Raw genomic sequence first — 19,478 nt, 5'->3', positions numbered from 1 at the left:
TAACGTCATGCGAACGGCCGTCGTGAGGTTTTCGCAGTTCACCTCACCGCCAACCGTGTTCCCTTGTTAGTGGCCGGATTAAGCACAACATGGCTTGGTGCTACCAATTCCGATTTCGGCAGGGCCTATGCATGGTTTGCATTTGCGCCGATGGACGGCTTTCCCCTAGGGCTGTCAGATGATTATGTTCGCGCGCGACGGCCAGTTTGAGTCGTGCGCAGTCGGCCGCCGTGGGCGGCAAACAAGTTGAAAGGCGGTCCCCAATTGGCAACACAGGCGAAAATTCCGGTCTTCGATGGACATAACGATGTGTTGTCCCGCTTGTGGCACTCGCAGCAGGCAGACGCCGAGGCCCGCTTCGTTGACGGCGGCGGCAGCGGTCATATCGATCTCGTCAAGGCGGAAAAAGGTGGGCTCGCCGGTGGTCTTTGCGCTGTCTATGTCGCGTCGCCCAGCATGCAGAAGGATGCCAATGGCGACTTCGCAACGCCGGATCAGCAGGATGCGCTGAAGAGCACGCTCGGCATGGCAAGCCTGCTCATGCGGCTTGAGCGGCGAGCGAGCGGCCGTCTGAAGATCTGCCGGTCGGCAGCCGATATCCGCCAGGCCATCGCCGACGGTGTGTTCGCCTCGGTGCTCCACGTCGAAGGTGTCGAAGCCTTCGCCGCCGATCTCGATGCGCTTTACGTGCTGCACGCCGCCGGCCTGCGCACGCTCGGGCCTGTCTGGAGCCGGCCGAACATCTTTGCCTATGGTGTGCCGTTCCGTTTCCCGTCGTCGCCGGATATGGGTCCCGGCCTGACGGAAAGCGGCAAGGATCTGATCCGGGCGTGCAACGAGCTCAGGGTCATGGTCGACCTGTCGCACATGAACGAGCAGGGATTCTGGGACATTGCCGCTCTGTCCAATGCGCCGCTGGTCGCCTCGCATTCCAACGTGCATGCGCTTTGCCCGCACAGCCGCAACCTCACGGATCGCCAACTCGACGCCATCAAGGATACCAGCGGCCTTGCCGGCATCAATTTCGGCGTGTTGTTCTTGCGGTCTGATGGCATCAAGAACCCGGACACCAGCCTCGAGCTTTTGGCCGATCACATCGACTACATCGCCAACCGCATCGGCATCGATCATGTCGCGCTCGGCTCCGACTTTGACGGCACCACGATCCCCGCGGCGATGCGCGACGCGGCCGACCTGCAGCAACTGGTCGACGTGCTCCGCAAGCGAGGTTACGACGAGGCGACGCTCGCCAAGGTTTGCCACGGCAACTGGATCCGGGTGCTGGAAACGACCTGGGGCGCGTAAGATAGGGCGCGCAGCGAGCCTTATCAGTTCGCTGCGATTGCTGCTCCTGCCTCGTCGAACAGCGACGATCTCGCCGCATCAATACTGATGCCCACGGTCTCGCCGATGCGATAGGGCGTATCGGCGGGGGCGCTGACGTTGATCAACCCGAGTTTGCCGGCGCGCACGAAGACGCTGGTGTTGCCGCCAAGATATTCGCTGACCTCGACGGTGCCCCGGCAATGGCCGCTTTCGGGCGAAACCAGAGACAGATGTTCGGGCCGGGCGCCCAGATGCGCTGGCGCTGCAGCGCCGGATACTCGCAGCTGAATGCTGCCTTCGCCGGATAGGTCGAGCCCGCTAGCGCCGGGCTGGCAGGCCAGAAGGTTCATCTTCGGACTGCCGATGAACTGGGCGACAAACAGATTGGCGGGCGTCTGGTAGAGCGCCTGCGGGCTGCCCTGCTGCATGATGCGTCCGTCCTTCATCACCACGATCCTGTCGGCAAGTGTCATCGCCTCCACCTGATCGTGGGTGACGTAGATCATCGTCGCGCCGAGGGTGCGGTGCAGCTTGGCGATTTCGAGCCGCATGTCGACGCGTAGCGCCGCATCGAGATTGGAGAGCGGCTCGTCGAAGAGGAAACCGACGGGTTCGCGAACGATCGCTCGGCCGATCGCGACGCGCTGGCGCTGGCCGCCGGACAATTCCTTCGGGTAACGCTCGAGCAGGTGGGTGAGCTTCAAGGTCTCGGCGGCCGCCTCGACCTTGGCCTTGATCCGCCCAGTGGGCAGCTTTGCCAGCTTGAGGCCGAACCCCATGTTGCGGCGGACCGTCATGTGCGGGTAGAGCGCGTAGGACTGGAACACCATAGCGAGCTTGCGCTCGATCGGGGAGGCCGCAGTCACGTCGCGGCCGTCGATGAAGAGCTGGCCGGAGGTGGTCTCCTCCAGCCCGGCGATCATGCGCAGCAGTGTGGACTTACCGCAGCCGGAAGGGCCGACGATGACGACGAATTCGCCGTCGGCGATGTCGAGGTCGAGTTCGCGGATGATCTCCAGGTTGCCGTATTGCTTGCCGGCCTTTTTAAGTGAAATCGTAGCCATGGTTGTCTCCGAAATAAAGGTCAGCCCTTGACCGCGCCTGCTGTCATCGAGCCGCTGATCTGGCGATACATGATGAGGCCGAGCAGGACCGGGGGAAGCGCGCCGACGATCATCACGGCAGACGCCACGCCCCATTGCACGCCGCCGCCGCTGGCGGCGAAGAAGAACGAGGCGCCGACGGTGATTGGTACGGCCTTGGACGTCGTCAGCATCAGGCCGAACAGGAACTCGTTCCAGGCGGTGATGAAGCCGAAGATCAGGCTGGTGACGATGGCAGGGCGGCAGACAGGGGCGATCACCTTGAAGAGGATCTGCGTCCGGCTGGCGCCATCCATGAGCGCGGCCTCGTCGAGCTCGGCCGGCAGGTCACGGATGGCGTTGACGAGGATAACGAGCGCCAGCGGCAGGTTGACGATGGTCAGGATCAGCCCGAGGCCGAGACGGGTGTCGAGCAGCGCCAGCCACTGGAACATCATATAGAGCGGGATCGCGAAGATGATGAGCGGAACGGCGCGCAGGTTGACGATGAACGGCAGCAGCGTCCGCTCGCCGAGCCGGCCGCGGGCAATCGCGTAAGCCGCGGGAAGGGCGAGCGCCACCGCCAGCAACGTGCCGATCAAGGCGACCGAGAGGCTGTTGAACAGATAGAGGAAGATGTTCAACCGGTCCGTCACCTGGAAGACCGCGAGATAGTTGTCGAGCGTTGGCGACTGCACCCAAAGGCCGGGATTGGTCGACAGCTCTCTGGTGCTCTTGAACGAGGTCGAAAGGGTCACCAGGATCGGAAAGTTCATGGCGAATGCGGCGATCGCAAATACCAGCCAGCGAAGTGCTGTCATCATCGGGCCGCTCCCTTCCGCCGGCTGGCAATGAAATTGAGGCCGTAGAGGACGGCAAAGGAGACGACGAACAGGATCACCGAGGCGGCGACCGCCTTGCCGATGGCACCCTGCTTGAAGAACGCCTCGTAGATGTAGATCGACAGCGATGCCGTCGAGCCGCCGGGGCCGCTGCCGGTCAGGACATAGACGTTGTCGAAGACGCGGAAGCCGTCGATGAAACGGATGAGCAAGGCCACGACGATCGTCGGCAGCATCAAGGGCAATTCGATGTACCAGAGCCGATGATGACTCTTGGCGCCGTCCATGGCCGAAGCTTCGGCGATCTCGGAGGGGATCGCCTGGTAGGCCATGTAGAACAGCAGCAGCGCGAACGGCGTCCACTGCAGCGTCTCGACGACCACGAGCGTCCAGAAGGCTGAGCCGGGGCCGAGAAACGACAGGCTCGCGCCGAAATAGGTCCAGAGATAATAGGGCACGGGGCCGACGAACTCGTGTAGGACGAGCCGATACATCAGGCCGACCAGCGCCGGCGCTACCATCAGCGGCAGCATCAGGATCGCCATCAGCCAGCTGCGCCGCTCGATCAGCGGCGACAGGAATATGGCGAGGAAAAGCCCGAGTGTGCATTCGAGTGCGGCCGTCAGAAGACCAAAGCGGAACGAGAACCAGCTTGCCTGCCAGAAGGCGCTATCGCTCCACACGGCGGCGAAATTCTTGAAGCCGGACAATTCGGGCTGGCGCAACGTCTCGAACGAGACGTCGGAGACCGAATAGATCAGGTTGACGATCGCGGGAAAGCCGAGAAAGACAAGGAGGAACAGCACCACGGGCGTTGCGAGTAACCTGAATTCCTGGACAAGGGGGCGTTGCGAGGCTTTCGTCATCGGACCGATCTGTGTCTACCTGTCTTAGGGTGTCGGCGGCTCACGGAGAGACAGTTCCCGGCGGGCGCCTGTCACTCCTTAACTACCGGTCTTGCCGAAGGGCACCGGCGACAGTCACCCGCCGCCGGTGCTTTCGCTTATTTCAGCAGTTCGGCCATGCCCTTTTCGGTATTGGCGAGCGCATCGTCGATCGATTGCTGGCCGGACCAGTAACCGGTGAACTCCTTGGCCTGCAGTTCATAGACCGACAGCGCCTTGGCCGAGGTGCCGCCGTTCATGACGTAACCGTACTTGCCGGCGAATTCGCCGAGCTTGACCAGATCCGGCCGTGCTTCCGCGACTTCGGCGACCACCTCGGGTGTCAACGCCGGTGCGCCGTTGTTCCTGGCATAGATCAGCGCCGCTTCTTTCGAAGACAGCCATTTCAGGAACAGGGCCGCCCCTTCCTTGTTCTCGGCGTTCTTGTTGAGACCGAAGCCGAGGCCGTGGATATGGGTGAAGCGCCCTTCCGGACCGGCGGGAGGGGCTACGGTATCGGTGACCTCGGCCACAGTGGGTGACTTTTCCTTACTGGTCAGATCGCCGGCGGCGGCGTTCCATTGCAGCATGGCCGCCACCTGACCGGAAGCAAAGGCCGCGTTCGCTTCCGCAAACTCGTAGGAGAGCGAGTCGCGCGGGGTTGCGCCGTTGTCGTAGAGCAGCTTGTAGATTTCCAGGCCCTTGCGATAGGCGTCGGAATTGACGGTGATCTTGCCGCTGTCGTCCATCCAGTTGGCGCCGTAGGCACGCGGCACCGACTGCCAGATCATGATGTTGAACAGCAGGTTCTTGAGCTGCAGCACGGTGCCGTAGCGCGTCGGGCTGTCCGGATTGACGGCTTGCGTGAAGTAAAGCGCCGTTGCGGCATAGTCGTCCCAGGTCCATTCGTCCGGAGCCTTCGGCTCCAGCTTCTTGCCCAGGTATTTCTCCGAGATCTCCGCATATTTCGCCTTTGCCGCATCGTCCTTCATCAGGGCGTCGATGAGGTCCTTGCGGAAGTACATGAAATGCAGCGACAGGTCGGTCGGCACGCCGTACTGCTTGCCTTCATACTGCATCGTCGAAAGCACCGAGTCGCCATAGACGGCCTTGGCCTCTTCAGACAGTACGACCGGCTCCATGAACGGCGCGTAGCGGCCGATCGAGTAGGTGGCGAGCAGGTTGAGGTCGAATGCCTTGGAGCCGGCGGCAAGGTCGGCCTGCAGCTTGTCCCAGAAGCCCTCACGGTTGAAGAACAGCAGCTCGACCTTGTCCTTGTCGGCAACGTCGGGCTTTGCGTTGTAGGTGTCAGCGGCGGCGCGCAGCGCCACTTCCTCCGGGCCGCCGGGCCAGCCGAGCACGGTGACTTCTGCCAGTGTCGGGCTTGCCAGAAGGCCGGCGATACTGGCTGCGAGCAGCGCTCCTCGTTTCATGGTCGCAAGTGTCATCTTTGGTTCTCCCTCAAAGTTGTTGTTGACGCTCTGCAAGATCTGCGATTCCGACCACGCCAGCGTTCTCCCCGAGTTCGGCGGCGTGGATCGATGGCTTGAGGCGCGGCGGAAGGTCGCCCAGCGCGCGCTCGATGGATGTCAGGTAGCCCGGCGCCAGCCCAATGCCGCCGCCGATGACGATGCGCTTCGGATCGAGCGCGAGTTGAATATTGCGGCACAGCAAAGCCGTTTGGCGTGCCGAGGCCTCGACGATCCGGCGCGCCCACTCCTGCCCGGCGTCGGCCGCTGCAAAGACCTCGCGGGCGGTGGCATCCTTTTGATGGACGCTGGCCTCCCCGGCTATCCAATGGCCGGAAACCTGGTCTTCGAGCGTATGGTGCGTCGCCTCATCAAGGCGGAACTGGCCAAAGTGCCCGGCAAGGCCCCCGAGCAGACGGCCGTTGACGACGATGCCGCCACCAATGCCTGTTGAAACCGTGAGGAAAACCATGTCCTCGCGCCGGCCGGCGCCGAAGCTGAACTCGCCCCAGGCCGCCGCCTGGGCGTCGTTGGCGGCAAGGACGGGCGAGCCCGAAAGTGCCGCGACCACGTCGGTCAGCGGGAAGCGATCGGGGATATCGAGCGTGTTGCGGTTGAGCGCCGACCAATGGCCATCGTCGACGATGCCGGTAACGGCGACGCCGACCTTGTCGTAGCGACCGTTCCACATGGCGATGGCGTCGAACAAAGCCTGCAGCCATTCGGCCGGATCGCCGCCGCGGGGTGTCGCCATCTTGTGCGTTTCGAGAACGGTCCGGTCGCGCACCAGCGCCGCCAGCATCTTCGTGCCGCCAAGGTCGATGGAGAGGGTGGCCTGCGCCTGCGCCATCACATTCATGCCCCGCTCGATGCCAGGGTTTCGTCGAGCGCTGTGCGGAACCAGGAGGTCACGTGTTCCGGCCGGGTAATGGCGGAGCCGACAACGACGGTGAAGGCGCCGACCCGCAGCGCTTGCGACGCCTGTTCCGGGGTGCGGACGCAGCCTTCCGCAACGACGAAGGGTGTGAGCCTGCGCATGGCGGCAATGAGCGCGAAGTCCGGTTCGGTCGGCTCCACCGGTCCGGTGTAGCCGGCGAGTGTCGAGCCGACGATTTCGGCGCCTTCGCGCAAGGCCTGCGCCGCGTCGCTGCTGACAGAGCAATCGGCCATGGCGATCTTTCCAGTTGCCTGGATGCGCTCGATCAGGCGCCTGGTCTCGACCGGGCGCGTCCGTTGCGTGGCGTCATAGGCGATGATATCCGCGCCCGCCGCGGCCAATGCATCTACATCCTCGATCAGCGGCGTGATGCGAACAGGCGAGGTCGTCAGGTCGCGCTTGACGAGGCCGATGATCGGCCGGTCGGTCGCCTGGCGAACGGCGCGGACGTAGTCGGCAGATTCGATCCGGAGCGCCGCCGCACCGCCATTAAGCGCCGCCAAGGCGAAGCCGACGACCATCGCCGCGTTGTCCATGACGCCGCCTTTGACCGGCTGGCAGGAAACGATCAGTCCGTTCTTCAGGCTTTGGATCTCGAATGTCACGCCGGCTCCTCTGGCGCGGGTAACGACCTTTGGCGATATCAGCCGCTCCCCGCACGCATTTGCTACTCGGCCGCATCATGGCTTTGAGGCTGTGTCAGCCCGTACCGTTGCGACCCGATCAGGCCATTACGGTAACAGGGAAAGACCAGATTGCAACAGGAATTAAACTGGTATTATCGCATCAATTCGATGACGAAGTCGTAGACGTCGCCGCGATATTTGGTCTGGGTAAACTCGACGATCTGGCCGTCGGCGAGGAAGCAGCGGCGCTCCATGATCAAAAGGCTGGTGCCTTCGGGTGTCGCGAGCAGGCGGCGTTCTTCCTCGCTCGCCGGCTTTGCCTGCATGCGCTGCAGCGCCCGGACGGGAAGGGCGCCATGGGCGGCCAGATACTCGTAGAGCGAGGCGCCGATCGCCTCAGGCTGCGGCACGAAACGGGCGGGGAGTGCCGCGGTCTCGATGGCAATCGGGGTGTTGTCGGCGGTGCGCAGCCGCCGCAGGCGAACGATCTTTTCGCTGACGGGAATGCCGAGCGCCATCATCTCTGCCGGCGACGGGCGGCTGATCTCCCGCGAAATCCAGACGCATCCGGGTTCGAGCCCGCGCGACCGCATATCCTCCGAAAAGCTTGTCATCGTCGCCAGCGATTTTTCGACACGCGAAGAGACGACGGTCTTTGCGCCCTGGCGCCGATCCAATAGCCCTTCGGCGACCAGGCCCTCAATGGCTTTTCTCACTGTCACGCGCGATATCGCCAGACCCTCGCTCAGGTCCCGCTCGCTCGGAATGACTGCACCATGCCGTATGACGGAGGCGCCGATCGCCGCCTTGATCGCTTCGCCGAGCCGGCGGTAGAGCGGCTCGCCGCTCTCGCCGGACATGGTCTGCAACAGAAAATCGAGAGTTGCCTGATCGCTCATGGAGACACCTGCTTGAGATGCCTCCTTATGCAATATTTTTGCCCGGTGTTAAACTGGTATTGTACTGGGGGCCGAATTTTACGGCTTTTACCAAGTCGGTGCACGGCTCGACCGTTTATCAAGCCAGACTCAACGTCTGGCCTGCGGTGCCTGCACGATCGCCGCGACGATGAGGCGTACCAGTGGCAGCACGAGCAGCAGGCTTGGAAACGCCACCAGCCACGAAATGCCCCAGGCCTTCATCCACAGGGAGAACAGATCGGCTCTGAAGCCGGCATTGGCCGTGGTCGAGACGGCCGAGACGAGGCAGGACATCAGCACCGACAGCACCAGTGGCATGGCGACGGCGTTATAGCGCGGAGGAAGTTTCTTCGGCATTTGGGTCATGCTCCGGTTTCAAGGTTCAGGCGTGGGGCTGAAGGCGGGGATTGGCGCCGGCCGCCAGCTCTTCGATGAAGGACTGCAGGCTCCGGGGTTCCCGCCCAAGAGCGGCCCTGAGCGACAGGCTGTTGCCGCCAAGGCCGACGGCTGCGTAGTGCTCATAAACCTTGGCGAGCAGGCCTAGCTGGTGCTCGGTGTATTTTGCCCGCGCCGGAGCGGCCCATTCGTGGAAGCCGATCTCACCGGCCGCGATCGGCCGGCCAAGCGCCTTTGCCATCATCTCGGCGATCTCTTCCCTGTTGTGGCGACCATCGGCGCAGAGCTCGAGGCTGGCGTAGGCGAGCCGGTCCTCGGTCAGCGCGATCGCCGCCACCTCGGCGACGTCACGATAGTCGACGCGTGCCACACGCGCGGTCTTCGGAAAGGGTTCGGAAAAGACGCCCTGTTCGACGACGGTCGGCCAGGCTGAGCGGATGTTCTGCATGAAGTTTGCCGGGTGCAGGATGGTGTATTCGAGATTGGACGAATAGAGCGCATCCTCGACCGGTATCTTGGCAGCATGGTTCTTCAGCCGCGTGTTCGTCGGCTGAATGACCGAGGAGAAGAGGAACTTCCTCACGCCCGCACGGACCGACGCGTCGACCATCGCGATGCCCATCGCCGTTTCGTCCGGCGCGAAAGCCGGTCCGAGATGAAAGACGCCGTCGACGCCCTGCAGTGCGATGTCGAGGCTGTCGCGATCTCTAAGGTCGCCGACCGCAACCTGTCGGGCGCCAAGTGATTGCGCCAGGCCGATATTGGACTGATCCCTGATCAGGGCGCGCAAGACGGCGCCGCGGCGGACCAGTTCGGGCATGACAAGCCCGGCAAACCGGCCGGTTGCCCCGACGACAAGTATCCTATTTCCGGTCGCTTTCTTGCCTCTCGCTGTCATGCGATTTCGCCTTCCTGTGCTCGTCACTTCAATGTGAACGCAGATTATCGTTCGGCAAAAATTTGGACAATCATCCAAAAATGCGATTTATTCTCTACAAAAGCGGGATAATGGAATGAGCCGTATCGAAGACCTGGAAGTGTTCGTCGCCGTGGTGGAACTCGGCAGCCTGACGGCTGCGGCCAGCCGTCTTGCGCGGCCGTTGCAAACCGTCAGCCGTGCGCTTGCCGCTCTTGAAGACGATATTGGCGTGGAACTCATCCACCGCACGACGCGCCGCTCGACGCCGAGCGAGGCTGGCGAAATCTTCTATCGCCGGATCAAACCTGCCGTCGATGAAATCCGCGAAGCCAGGCTTGAGGCGGCACAGCGACGGATGGAGCCTTCAGGCGTGCTGCGGATCGGCGCGCCAGCGCTGTTTGCCCCGCGCTTCCTGATGCCGATCGTCGCCGAGTACATGCGGCAACATCGAAAGGTCGAGGTCGAACTCGACCTTTCCGATGCGTTCGTCGACCTCGCAGACGGCGGGCTCGACATGGTGGTGCGGATTGGAGACCTTGCTGACTCCGGTCTGATGGGAAAGCGATTGGGCGCGCTGCGCCGTGTGGTTTTCGGCACGCCGTCCTATTTCGCCGACCATGGCCGGCCGATGCATCCAAATGAACTCAAGCAGCACAATTGTGTCGTTCGTTCAGGTGGCGACCGGCCCGGCGCGTGGATGTTCTCGATCGACGGCAAGCCGCGTGAGGTCAAAGTAGCCGGCCCGTTGCGGGTAAACGCCATGACGGCAATCTATGCCGCCGTCTGCGAGGGGCTCGGTCTTGGCTACTCTCCGCTCTGGCAGATCGAGCACTTGATCGCCGAGGGTCGGGTCGAGATTGTACTTCAAGAGTTCGAGCCTGCGCCCGTTCCGATCCACGTGCTGTGGCGCGAGGGCAGGGTGCCGACGGCAAAGGTCCGGACATTTATCGACCTCCTCAGCAAACGGCTCAAACTCGATCATCTCTGACGGAGGCTGCGCACCTGCCGTCTACTTCGCGAACTTCTTTGCGCCAGCTACGCACAGCACGATGGCGCCGGTGACAGCCAGCATAGCCCAGCTAACCGGCTCGTGGAGAAGCGCTGCAGCAAGCGTGAGGCCGAAGAACGGTTGAAGCAGCTGCAACTGTCCGACGCCGGCGACGCCGCCAAGCGCGAGTCCGCGATACCAGAAGACGAAGCCGATCAGCATGCTGAAGACCGAGACATAGGCAAGCCCGGTCCAGGCCGCGCCATTCACCATCTCGAAGGACGGCGGGTTCGTGAAGAGGCCGATACCGATCATGACCGGCAGCGACAGTACCAGCGCCCAGCAGATCACTTGCCAGCCGCCGAGCTTGCGCGACAGGCTTGCTCCCTCGGCATAACCAAGACCGCAGACGATGATTGCGGCAAGCATCAGGAGGTCGCCGACCGGCGAGGCCGAAAAGCCCTGCGTGAGCGCGAAACCGGCAACCAGTGCACTGCCGAGGCAGGAAAACAGCCAGAAGGCCGGATGCGGTCGCTCGCCGCCGCGAAGCACGCCGAAGACCGCGGTCGCCAAGGGCAACAATCCGACGAAGACGATCGAATGGGCCGATGTCACATGCTCAAGCGCCAGCGCGGTCAGCAGCGGAAAACCGAGTACGACGCCGAAGGCAACGATCGCCAACGAGAAGAGATCGGCACGTGTCGGCTTGGGTTGGCGAAAGACAAGGAGCAGGCAGAGCGCAAGTGCACCGGCGATGGCCGCGCGCGCGACCGTCAGGAACACCGGGTCGAAGTCCATGACGGCAGCGCGTGTGGCCGGCAGCGAGCCGCTGAAAATCAACACACCCAGAAAGCCGTTTATCCAGCCGGTCGTCGTTCTGTCCATTGTCGTCTCCAATGAAAGAACACAAGGGGCGAAACGCCTTCGATTGGCGGCTTTCCTTGGGTTCGGTTGTGTTTTGACCGGCATTTGCGCCGATCGGCTAAATCTCTTCCTTCCGCGCGACAGGCATCTGCCGTTCGGTTCTTGAACCAGTCTCCAATGCGTGACCCTGATGCCGTGCTGGCTTCGGTCACAGAGTGGCGTTCGGCTCCCGGCTTCCCATTCTCCTTGAGGAGCGCAGCCCAGTCCTGCCGGGCTCGCTAGACGACAATCAGGACAGCCGGGATATCGTCGACGCGCCTTCCGTGGTGCTGGTGCCGCGCGGCTCGTAAGCGCGCTGGTCACGCAGGATCTGGAAGGCGATCGTCAAAAGCTTGCGCGCGATCGCCACACGCGCCTTGTTGGTTCCTCTGATCTTCAGATGCTCGTACTGGTCATGAAGTTGCGCATCGCTGGCGATGGCGGGGGTGACGGCTTCGACGAAAGCCCAGCGCAGCCACTTGTTGCCCTGCTTGATGATCTTGCCGTGAAAGGTCTTGCCGCCGGAGGAATAGGTCGAGGGCACCAGTCCGGCATAGGCGGCGAGCTTCTTCGGATTGCGAAAGCGGGATACATCGTCAATCTCCGCGTCGATCAGCCGGGCGAAGAACTCGCCGATGCCGGGGATCGTCTTCAACAGCTTGACGTTGGCATTGGCCTTGGTCATCGCCCGGATCGTTGCTTCCGACTGCTTGATCCGCACGTCAATGTCGCCGATGAAGGCGAGGCCACGGTCGATCTGGATGCGGTCGATCTCCGAGACGTTGACTTGCGCCAGCTGGACGCGGCCGGCCTTGCCAAACAGATCCCCGAGCTTCTTCAGCTGTGCCGTCTGCTCCGGATAGCGATCAAACACCGTGACAATGCGGTTCTTCGTCATCGTGCGCAGCCGCACGTAAAACATCCGCTCGCGCAGGGCGACGCGCAGGTCTCTTGCTCGTTCGCTGGGCGCCCAGGCCTCCGGCACCAGGTCGGCCCTGAGCAGATGCGCGAGCACCGTCGCATCGATCTTGTCGGTCTTGATCTTGGCGTCGGCAATCGCCTTGACCTTCAAGGGATGGGCGAGAACGACATCATCGCAAATGTCGTCGAGCCAGTCGTACATCACCATCCAGTTGCGCGTCGCCTCGACCACAGCATGCGAGTTCTCGCGGTAGCGTTCCAGAAACCCACCGAGCGACTGGCGATCGTTCTTCACCCGGCCCGATCTGAGCGTCTTGCCGCTGCTGTCCTGCACCACCAGATGACTATAGGATTTGTGGTAGTCGACGCCGATATGGTAATCATAAGAGGCAGTCATGCTTCCAACTCCCTTGTTGAGATCTTCGAAACCCCAATAAGGTAAGCCGAAAGGCCGGAAGCGTGACTGTCCCTCGATCATCACCTGCATCTCAATGGTCCGTTCTCTCCTGGGACGCGGCTGCTTTCATGCCAACTCCTTTCCACCTGTATCGGCTGGGGGCGATGGTTCTTCCAGAGACAATGCGGTACAGTTACGCCAAACTGTCCTGTGCGAAGGTCCAATACAGATGGCGTTTCAACAAACGGAGATCGGTGGCGAAACCTTGCTCGACGGGGTCATGGGCACGATCCGGCAGCGCATTGCCAGCCGGTCGTTGACGCCGGGCGCCAAGCTTCCGTCCATTCGGGCGCTTGCCAGGACGATGCGGGTTTCCAAATCGACGGTTGTCGAGGCTTACGAGCGTCTGGCGGCCGAAGGCGTGATCCGGTCGCGGCCCGGCTCCGGCTTTTTCGTGTCTGCCCCCCTGGCGCCGTTGTCGCTCACGGAAGTCGGACCGCGGCTCGACCGCGCAGTCGACCCTCTCTGGGTTTCGCGTCAGGCGCTTGAAACGGACGCCCACGTTCTGAAGCCCGGTTGCGGCTGGTTGCCGGCGTCCTGGATGCCGGAGGCAGCGCTCAGGCGGGCGCTGCGCTCGCTCGCGCGCACGGATGCCGCGAGCCTGACGGATTACGGCACGCCGCTCGGCTTGCGACCGCTGCGGCAGTTGCTGTCGCGAAGGCTGGCCGAGCATGGTGTCGAGGCATCGCCCGATCAGATCATCCTGACCGAGTCAGGCACCCAGGCGATCGATCTTCTCTGTCGGTTCCTGCTCGAACCGGGCGATACCGTCATCGTCGACGATCCATGCTACTTCAATTTCCAGGCGCTGTTGCGGGCGCATCGCGTCAATGTCGTCAGCGTGCCCTATACGCCTGTTGGTCCCGATCTCGATCGCTTCGCCGAGGCGCTGGAGGCCTACCGTCCTCGCCTCTACATCACCAATTCCGCCGTGCACAATCCGACCGGCGCCACGCTTTCTCCCGTGATTGCCCACCGCCTGTTGCGACTTGTCGAGCAGGCAGGGTTGACTGTCGTCGAGGACGACATTTTTGCCGATTTCGAGCATGTGCCGGCGCCGCGCCTTGCCGCCTTCGATGGGCTCGACCGTGTGGTGCAGATCGGCAGCTTTTCCAAGACGCTCTCCGCCTCGGTGCGCTGCGGCTATATCGCCGCCCCCCGAGGCTGGATCGAGGGGCTGACCGATCTCAAGATCGCGACCACTTTCGGCGGCCCGAGCCTTGCAGCCGAACTGGTGCTGACCCTTTTGCGCGATGGCAGCTACCGAAAGCACATGGAGGCGCTGCGGCTGCGGCTGACGCGGACGATGACCGAGACGGTAGCGCGCCTGGCCACGGTCGGGATCACGCCCTGGATCGAGCCGCAGGCCGGCATGTTCCTCTGGTGTCGGCTCCCGGAAGGTCTTGATGCCTCGGAGCTGGCCCAGAAGGCGCTGGCTCACGATATTGTCCTCGCCCCCGGCAATGCTTTCAGCCATTCGGGTTCGGCGGCAGGATTTCTGCGCTTCAACGTCGCCCAATCGATTGATGAGCGGCTCTATCGCGTGCTGGCTGAGATTGCTCGATAACCACTCATATCCATAGCGGCCGATTTGAGCGAGCCGCGAGACGGTGCTTGTTCTTCGAGCAACCCTTTTGACGCAGGTTGTTGTCGACCGCGCGGCCGCGCCGCCTCAATTCGCCGGTGTTTACGGCACTCCGCCGGGCCTATGCCTCAAACCGCGGCGTTCAATGCCTATTTTATGTGCAATCCGCTTCATCCTTAGTCTTGGCGCGTCTTTCGCTCCATCGCCGCGAGTGGCGTGGGCATTGATTTTTCGATCTTTGGCGGCGCAAACGCAAACTGGCACGATTAATGCTTTCTTGTGAGTACCGGTTGTTGGGCAGCTGAATTGGGTTGCCGGGCCGCTTCGGAACTTAGCCAGATCATGGCGCCATGTGAGAGAACGCAATGACAAAGTATAAGCTCGAGTACATTTGGCTCGATGGGTACACACCGGCCCCGAACCTCCGCGGAAAAACCTTGATCAAGGAATTCGATGCATTCCCGAAGCTGGATGAGCTTCCTTTCTGGGGCTTCGACGGAAGCTCGACGATGCAGGCGGAAGGCAAGAGCTCGGACTGTGTCCTGAAGCCTGTCGCCGTCTATCCCGACAGCGAGCGTAAGAACGGCGTTCTGGTGCTCTGCGAAGTCATGATGCCCGACGGCAAGACGCCGCATCCGTCCAACACCCGCGCAACCGTCATGGAAGACGATAGCGCCTGGTTCGGCTTCGAGCAGGAATACTTCTTCTACAAGAACGGCCGCCCGCTCGGCTTCCCGGAAACCGGCTTCCCGGCACCGCAGGGCCCGTACTACACCGGTGTCGGCTACAGCAATGTCGGCGATATCGCCCGCCAGATCGTCGAAGAACATCTCGACATCTGCCTGGCGGCCGGCATCAACCACGAAGGCATCAATGCCGAAGTGGCTAAGGGCCAATGGGAGTTCCAGGTCTTCGGCAAGGGTTCCAAGAAGGCCGCCGACGAAATCTGGCTGGCGCGCTACCTGCTGCAGCGCCTGACTGAAAAATACGGCATCGACATCGAATACCACTGCAAGCCGCTCGGTGACACCGACTGGAACGGCTCGGGCATGCATGCCAACTTCTCGACCGCCTACATGCGCGAAGTCGGTGGCAAGGACTATTTCGAAAACCTGATGTCGGCATTCGAGGACGCCCGTGCGGACCACATCGCCGTCTACGGACCCGACAACCATATGCGCCTGACCGGCAAGCACGAGACGCAGTCGATCCACCAGTTCAGCTACGGCGTGGCTGACCGTGGCGCTTCGATCCGCGTCCCGCACAGCTTCGTCAACAACGACTACCGCGGCTACCTCGAAGATCGCCGCCCGAACTCGCAAGGCGACCCCTACCAGATCGCTTCGCAGATCCTGAAGACGATCTCGACGGTTCCGACCGATGTCGAAAACCAGATGAAGGCGGCCTGAGCATGTGTCATGGCGTGCTGTAGCGGCACGCCATGCACGCTCTGTCTCCAAGCATATGCAATCGCTAACGGTTGCAAAGACAAAACGCCCCGCTTTCGAGCGGGGCGTTTTGTCTTTTGCTGTCCTGGGAGGATAGCTTCGGGGAGGGTGGGTGCCGGCGGCAATGCCGGCGGCGGCGCCGCGGTTCAGGCGGTGCGAACGAAGTGGTCCGTATCCACTTCGACGATGCGGTCCTGCGTCATCGCGGATTTGCGCCGGATCTCTTCGACATCCTCCGGACGCAGCCGAACGCTCGGGTCGTCGAAGCGGATATCCGGGTCAGGCACGGCAGAGAGCAGCAGCTTGGTGTAGGGGTGAGCGGGGTTGTCGATCACCTTGCCGACATTGCCCCATTCGACGATCTGGCCGGCATACATGACGGCGATATCCTCGGCGACATAACGGGCGGTGGCGATGTCGTGGGTGATGTAGAGCAGACCGAGCTTCATCTGCTGCTTCATCTCGCTCAAGAGATTGAGCACGCCGAGGCGAACAGAGACGTCGAGCATCGACGTCGGCTCGTCGGCGACGATCACTTCCGGCTTGGCGGCAAGCGCGCGGGCGATATTGACGCGCTGGCGCTGGCCGCCGGAAAGCTCGTGCGGATATTTGGGCGCGACGAGGTCGGGGTCGAGTTTCACCTGTTGCAGCAGCGCACGAACCGTCGCGTCGATCTCGGTACGCTTGATATCCGGGCGGTGCAGCAGCAGCGGCCGCTTCAAATGATAGGCGATGGTATGAGCCGGGTTGAGCGAGGCGAACGGGTCCTGGAAGATCATCTGCACCGCGCGTCGGTAGAGGACCGTCTCGTCCGGGCTGGCGCCGTCGACCGGCTCGCCCCTGAAGAGGATCTTTCCCTCCGTCGGCATATATTCGCGCATCGCCATACGGGCGCAGGTGGTCTTGCCGCTGCCTGACTCGCCGACGAGGGCGAGTGCGCGGCCTGCATGCAGCGAAAACGAGATCGAGCGGGCCGCATGGACTGCGCCCGGACCGTGGCCGAATGTCTTGGTGACCCTGTCAAGCGCAAGGATCGGGGTTGGCTGGGCGGTCATAGCAGGACACCTCCATGGAGCGACGGGAAGGAGGCCCAAAGTTGTTTTGTGTAGTCGTGCTGCGGCGATCCGTAGATCGCCTCCGCCGTGTTCTGCTCGACGAGCTTGCCGGCGAGCATGATGCCGATCCGGTCACAGAACTGCACCATCAGCCCGAGATCGTGGGTGATGAACAGAACGGCGAAGCCGAGGGTTCGCCGCAATTCGTTGATTCGCTGGAGGATTTCACGCTGGACGACGACGTCGAGCGCCGTCGTCGGTTCATCCATGACCACCAGCCTCGGATCGAGCGCCAGGCAAATGGCGATGACGATGCGCTGGCGCATGCCGCCGGAAAACTGATGCGGATAGTCGCGCATGCGGTCGGGCGCGATATCGACGAGCTTCAGCATTTCGGAGGTGCGGTCGCGCGCCTGCGCACGGCTCATGCCCTTGTGGGTCTTCAGCACGTCATAGAATTGCTGTTCGATGCGCAGCACCGGATTGAGCGAGTTCATCGCGCTCTGAAACACCATGGCGACCTCGCGCCAGCGAAAATCGCGCAGGGCCTTGTCGTCGAGGTCGAGCACATCGCGACCGTCGAGCAGGATGGTGCTGTCACGCCGGATCAGCGCCGGTGGCTTGTGCAGCCGGCTGATGGCAAAGGCGATGGTGCTCTTGCCGCAACCGGATTCGCCGGCAAGGCCGAAGACTTCGCCAGGCGCAACGTCGAAGGAGACATTGTCGACGGCGCGAAAGTCCTTTTCCTCGCCGATATAGTCGATCGTCAGGTTTTTCACCGATAGCAATGGCGCGGTCACAGGCGACCCTCCCCGGAGCGAATGAGCGCGGACCAGCGTCCGAGACGGTTGCCGGTGCGCAGCCGCGGATTGGCGATTTCGTCGACGGCAAAGTTCAGAAGCGACAGGCCGATGCCGAGAAAGGCAAGCGCGAAGCAGGGCGTGAGAATGTCCCACCAGGCACCGACCGAAAGCGCCGAGGCCTTCTGCGCGGCATAGAGCATGGTGCCCCAGGAGACGACCTTAGGGTCGCCGAGGCCGAGAAACTCTAGCGTCGCCTGGGTGATGATCGCAAAGATGACGCTGCCGATGAAGTTGATGCCGACGATCGAGATCAGGTTGGGGAAGATCTCGAAGGTCATGATGCGCCAGCGTGGCTCACCCATCATCTCCGCCGATTTGACGTAGTCCTTTTGCTTGACGGAAAGCGTCTCGGCGCGGGTGACGCGGGCGCCCCAGGCCCAGGAGGTTCCGCCGAGGATCAGCGCGATGACCCAGGGGTTTGCCTGGCCGATGAAGGCGGCGAGAACCAAGAGCAGCGGCAGATTGGGAACGACCAGCACCATGTTGGTGAAAAAGCTGATGACCTCGTCGACCTTGCCGCCGCGGTAGCCGGCAAGGATTCCGAGCGCCGTGCCGACACAGGTGATCAGCAGACCGGCCCCAAAACCGACGGCAAGCGAGGTGCGCGCGCCGTAGATCAGCCGCGTAAACACATCCTGGCCGATGCGGGTGGTGCCGAGCCAATGGGCAAGCGACGGCGCCTGATGCGGCCGCCCAACGCGGGCACCCGGATCGTAAGGGGTGAGCAGCGGTGCGGCAATCGCCACGAGGAGGATGAAGGCGATGATGGCGACGCCGACCAGAGCCTTGCGATTGCGGATCAATCCGAAGGGGTTGGTCTTCATCTCACGCCTTCTTCAGTCGGGGGTCGAGCAGCACATAGCTGACGTCGACGATGAAATTGGCAACCAGCATGGTCGCGGTCATGATCAGCAGCTGCCCCTGGATGACAGGGTAGTCGCGGGCAAGGATCGCCTGGTAGAGGATGTTGCCAAGGCCTGGATAGTTGAACACGACTTCGGTCACCAGCGAGCCGCCGAGGATCGTGCCGATGGCGATGGCAAGGCTCGACACGGTCGGCAGCAGCGCATTGCGCGCCGCGTACCAGAGCATCACATGGCCGTCCGACAGGCCCTTGGCGCGGGCCATGACGATATAATCCTCGCCGAGCAGGTTGATCATGTTGTTGCGCATGGTGACGGCGAAACCGCCGGTCAAGACCGTGCAGAGCGTCAGCATCGGCAGAATGCCGTGATAAAGCACGCTACCGAGATATTGCAGCGTAAAGGCCGGGTCGAGTGCCGGATCGGCGGCGTAGCCCGTCGGGAACCAGTTCAGCGTGAAGCCGAAGAAGAAGACGACGATCAGCGACGTAACGACGGCCGGAACCGAGGTCGCGAAGATCGCACCGACTGAAACGATGACATCGAAAAGGCTGCCGCGGCGCCAGGCGGCGAGAATGCCGAGGAAGGTTCCCAGCGTGAAGCTGATGATGGTCGCCGTGCCCATCAGGCCGACCGTCCACACCAGCGCGTTGCCGAGAACCGTCGTCACCGGAAGCGGGAAATATTTGATCGATCGGCCGAGGTCGCCGCTGAAGATGCTGCCGAGATAGGTCAGATATTGCTGCCAGAGCGGGCCATCGACGAAGCCGAAGGTGAGCTTCAGCGCCTGCAGACTTTCGGGTGGAAGCTCCGCCCCCGCGCTCGAAAACATGATCTGCACGGGATCGCCCGGCATCAGCCGCGGCAAAAAGAAGTTGATCGTCGCCGCCGCGACGAAGGCTGCCAGATAGAAGCATAGGCGGCGAAGCAGGAAAGCCATGGGGACTCCATCGACTGCGCCCTGGCCCTGTTACCGGCAGGAAAGGCGGCAGAA

19 protein-coding genes are annotated in these 19,478 nt (G+C 62.5%); 4 read left to right on the top strand and 15 right to left on the bottom strand.

Translation table 11 applies throughout. The annotated features are described in order from the left end of the window. The first annotated feature begins 264 nt into the window (after positions 1-264). Positions 265-1,305 (top strand): dipeptidase, encoded by a 1,041-nt coding sequence (locus ASD02_RS36075; protein WP_057220175.1) that lies wholly within the window; start codon positions 265-267, stop codon positions 1,303-1,305. A gap of 23 nt (positions 1,306-1,328) precedes the next feature. On the opposite strand, the gene ASD02_RS36070 is transcribed toward ASD02_RS36075, so the two are convergent. The 9 genes from ASD02_RS36070 to ASD02_RS36030 all read right to left on the bottom strand — a co-directional run bounded on the left by ASD02_RS36070 (position 1,329) and on the right by ASD02_RS36030 (position 9,380). Next, entirely contained in the window at positions 1,329-2,390 is a 1,062-nt protein-coding gene (locus ASD02_RS36070; RefSeq protein WP_057220174.1) for an ABC transporter ATP-binding protein, read from the bottom strand. Between the two features lie 20 nt (positions 2,391-2,410). Further along, positions 2,411-3,232, bottom strand: a complete 822-nt coding sequence (locus ASD02_RS36065) for a carbohydrate ABC transporter permease (protein ID WP_025428403.1) — start codon at positions 3,230-3,232, stop codon at positions 2,411-2,413. Then, entirely contained in the window at positions 3,229-4,116 is an 888-nt protein-coding gene (locus ASD02_RS36060) for a sugar ABC transporter permease (RefSeq protein WP_025428404.1), read from the bottom strand. The genes ASD02_RS36065 and ASD02_RS36060 overlap by 4 nt, the downstream gene beginning before the upstream one ends. Positions 4,117-4,253: 137 nt before the next feature. After that, positions 4,254-5,567: an extracellular solute-binding protein gene (locus ASD02_RS36055; RefSeq protein ID WP_025428405.1), complete on the bottom strand. Its 1,314-nt coding sequence runs from the start codon at positions 5,565-5,567 to the stop codon at positions 4,254-4,256. Positions 5,568-5,595: 28 nt separating this feature from the next. Beyond that, complete coding sequence (locus ASD02_RS40285; protein WP_244445456.1) at positions 5,596-6,462, bottom strand: ROK family protein; 867 nt, start codon at positions 6,460-6,462, stop codon at positions 5,596-5,598. Then, entirely contained in the window at positions 6,459-7,145 is a 687-nt protein-coding gene (locus ASD02_RS40280; protein WP_038577785.1) for a putative N-acetylmannosamine-6-phosphate 2-epimerase, read from the bottom strand. Before ASD02_RS40280 ends, ASD02_RS40285 begins: the two co-directional genes overlap by 4 nt. A gap of 173 nt (positions 7,146-7,318) precedes the next feature. After that, positions 7,319-8,065: a GntR family transcriptional regulator gene (locus tag ASD02_RS36040; protein ID WP_025428406.1), complete on the bottom strand. Its 747-nt coding sequence runs from the start codon at positions 8,063-8,065 to the stop codon at positions 7,319-7,321. 129 nt (positions 8,066-8,194) lie between these two features. Then, positions 8,195-8,443, bottom strand: a complete 249-nt coding sequence (locus ASD02_RS36035) for a DUF2798 domain-containing protein (RefSeq protein ID WP_198956878.1) — start codon at positions 8,441-8,443, stop codon at positions 8,195-8,197. A gap of 25 nt (positions 8,444-8,468) precedes the next feature. After that, positions 8,469-9,380, bottom strand: coding sequence for an NmrA/HSCARG family protein (locus tag ASD02_RS36030; protein ID WP_057220173.1), 912 nt, complete (start codon positions 9,378-9,380; stop codon positions 8,469-8,471). A 115-nt stretch (positions 9,381-9,495) separates the two neighbouring features. Between ASD02_RS36030 and ASD02_RS36025 the strand changes: the two genes are divergently transcribed. Further along, the gene (locus ASD02_RS36025; protein ID WP_057220172.1) at positions 9,496-10,389 is read left to right on the top strand and encodes a LysR family transcriptional regulator; all 894 of its coding nucleotides are present in this window, start codon (positions 9,496-9,498) and stop codon (positions 10,387-10,389) included. Positions 10,390-10,410: 21 nt separating this feature from the next. Here the strand turns inward: ASD02_RS36025 and ASD02_RS36020 are convergent, their stop codons facing one another. Next, positions 10,411-11,274 carry a DMT family transporter gene (locus ASD02_RS36020; RefSeq protein ID WP_025428409.1) on the bottom strand — a complete coding sequence of 288 codons (864 nt, stop codon included), beginning with the start codon at positions 11,272-11,274 and terminating at the stop codon, positions 10,411-10,413. A 268-nt stretch (positions 11,275-11,542) separates the two neighbouring features. Continuing rightward, a complete protein-coding gene (locus ASD02_RS36015; RefSeq protein ID WP_025428410.1) occupies positions 11,543-12,610 on the bottom strand; it encodes an IS110 family transposase in 1,068 nt (355 codons plus the stop codon). A 229-nt stretch (positions 12,611-12,839) separates the two neighbouring features. Between ASD02_RS36015 and ASD02_RS36010 the strand changes: the two genes are divergently transcribed. Next, positions 12,840-14,237 carry a PLP-dependent aminotransferase family protein gene (locus tag ASD02_RS36010; RefSeq protein WP_057220171.1) on the top strand — a complete coding sequence of 466 codons (1,398 nt, stop codon included), beginning with the start codon at positions 12,840-12,842 and terminating at the stop codon, positions 14,235-14,237. 383 nt (positions 14,238-14,620) lie between these two features. Then, positions 14,621-15,664, top strand: a complete 1,044-nt coding sequence (locus ASD02_RS36005; protein ID WP_057216256.1) for a glutamine synthetase beta-grasp domain-containing protein — start codon at positions 14,621-14,623, stop codon at positions 15,662-15,664. A 185-nt stretch (positions 15,665-15,849) separates the two neighbouring features. Here ASD02_RS36005 and ASD02_RS36000 read toward each other — a convergent pair whose 3' ends face one another. Genes ASD02_RS36000 through ASD02_RS35985 form a run of 4 tightly spaced genes read right to left on the bottom strand, consistent with a single transcriptional unit; the run spans position 15,850 to position 19,424 of the window. Further along, positions 15,850-16,758: an ABC transporter ATP-binding protein gene (locus tag ASD02_RS36000; protein WP_057220170.1), complete on the bottom strand. Its 909-nt coding sequence runs from the start codon at positions 16,756-16,758 to the stop codon at positions 15,850-15,852. Beyond that, positions 16,755-17,558 carry an ABC transporter ATP-binding protein gene (locus ASD02_RS35995; RefSeq protein WP_057220169.1) on the bottom strand — a complete coding sequence of 268 codons (804 nt, stop codon included), beginning with the start codon at positions 17,556-17,558 and terminating at the stop codon, positions 16,755-16,757. Before ASD02_RS35995 ends, ASD02_RS36000 begins: the two co-directional genes overlap by 4 nt. Further along, positions 17,555-18,445, bottom strand: a complete 891-nt coding sequence (locus ASD02_RS35990; protein ID WP_057220168.1) for an ABC transporter permease — start codon at positions 18,443-18,445, stop codon at positions 17,555-17,557. Before ASD02_RS35990 ends, ASD02_RS35995 begins: the two co-directional genes overlap by 4 nt. 1 nt (position 18,446) lies before the next feature. Then, entirely contained in the window at positions 18,447-19,424 is a 978-nt protein-coding gene (locus tag ASD02_RS35985; protein ID WP_025428416.1) for an ABC transporter permease, read from the bottom strand. Between the last annotated feature and the right edge of the window lie 54 nt (positions 19,425-19,478).

It is taken from the genome of Ensifer sp. Root1252 (assembly GCF_001425885.1).
Lineage (GTDB): Bacteria > Pseudomonadota > Alphaproteobacteria > Rhizobiales > Rhizobiaceae > Ensifer > Ensifer canadensis.
This window is presented reverse-complemented; position numbering and strand designations above follow the sequence as displayed.

Bases quoted from the DNA above. Each gene is read 5' to 3' on its own strand.
- ASD02_RS36035 (WP_198956878.1), bottom strand. From the start codon at position 8,443: ATGCCGAAGAAACTTCCTCCGCGCTATAACGCCGTCGCCATGCCACTG.
- ASD02_RS36020 (WP_025428409.1), bottom strand. From the start codon at position 11,274: ATGGACAGAACGACGACCGGCTGGATAAACGGCTTTCTGGGTGTGTTG.
- ASD02_RS36015 (WP_025428410.1), bottom strand. From the start codon at position 12,610: ATGACTGCCTCTTATGATTACCATATCGGCGTCGACTACCACAAATCC.
- ASD02_RS36040 (WP_025428406.1), bottom strand. From the start codon at position 8,065: ATGAGCGATCAGGCAACTCTCGATTTTCTGTTGCAGACCATGTCCGGC.
- ASD02_RS36010 (WP_057220171.1), top strand. From the start codon at position 12,840: ATGGCGTTTCAACAAACGGAGATCGGTGGCGAAACCTTGCTCGACGGG.
- ASD02_RS36055 (WP_025428405.1), bottom strand. From the start codon at position 5,567: ATGAAACGAGGAGCGCTGCTCGCAGCCAGTATCGCCGGCCTTCTGGCA.
- ASD02_RS36025 (WP_057220172.1), top strand. From the start codon at position 9,496: ATGAGCCGTATCGAAGACCTGGAAGTGTTCGTCGCCGTGGTGGAACTC.
- ASD02_RS36030 (WP_057220173.1), bottom strand. From the start codon at position 9,380: ATGACAGCGAGAGGCAAGAAAGCGACCGGAAATAGGATACTTGTCGTC.
- ASD02_RS36060 (WP_025428404.1), bottom strand. From the start codon at position 4,116: ATGACGAAAGCCTCGCAACGCCCCCTTGTCCAGGAATTCAGGTTACTC.
- ASD02_RS36005 (WP_057216256.1), top strand. From the start codon at position 14,621: ATGACAAAGTATAAGCTCGAGTACATTTGGCTCGATGGGTACACACCG.
- ASD02_RS36000 (WP_057220170.1), bottom strand. From the start codon at position 16,758: ATGACCGCCCAGCCAACCCCGATCCTTGCGCTTGACAGGGTCACCAAG.
- ASD02_RS36065 (WP_025428403.1), bottom strand. From the start codon at position 3,232: ATGATGACAGCACTTCGCTGGCTGGTATTTGCGATCGCCGCATTCGCC.
- ASD02_RS40285 (WP_244445456.1), bottom strand. From the start codon at position 6,462: ATGAATGTGATGGCGCAGGCGCAGGCCACCCTCTCCATCGACCTTGGC.
- ASD02_RS35990 (WP_057220168.1), bottom strand. From the start codon at position 18,445: ATGAAGACCAACCCCTTCGGATTGATCCGCAATCGCAAGGCTCTGGTC.
- ASD02_RS35985 (WP_025428416.1), bottom strand. From the start codon at position 19,424: ATGGCTTTCCTGCTTCGCCGCCTATGCTTCTATCTGGCAGCCTTCGTC.
- ASD02_RS36070 (WP_057220174.1), bottom strand. From the start codon at position 2,390: ATGGCTACGATTTCACTTAAAAAGGCCGGCAAGCAATACGGCAACCTG.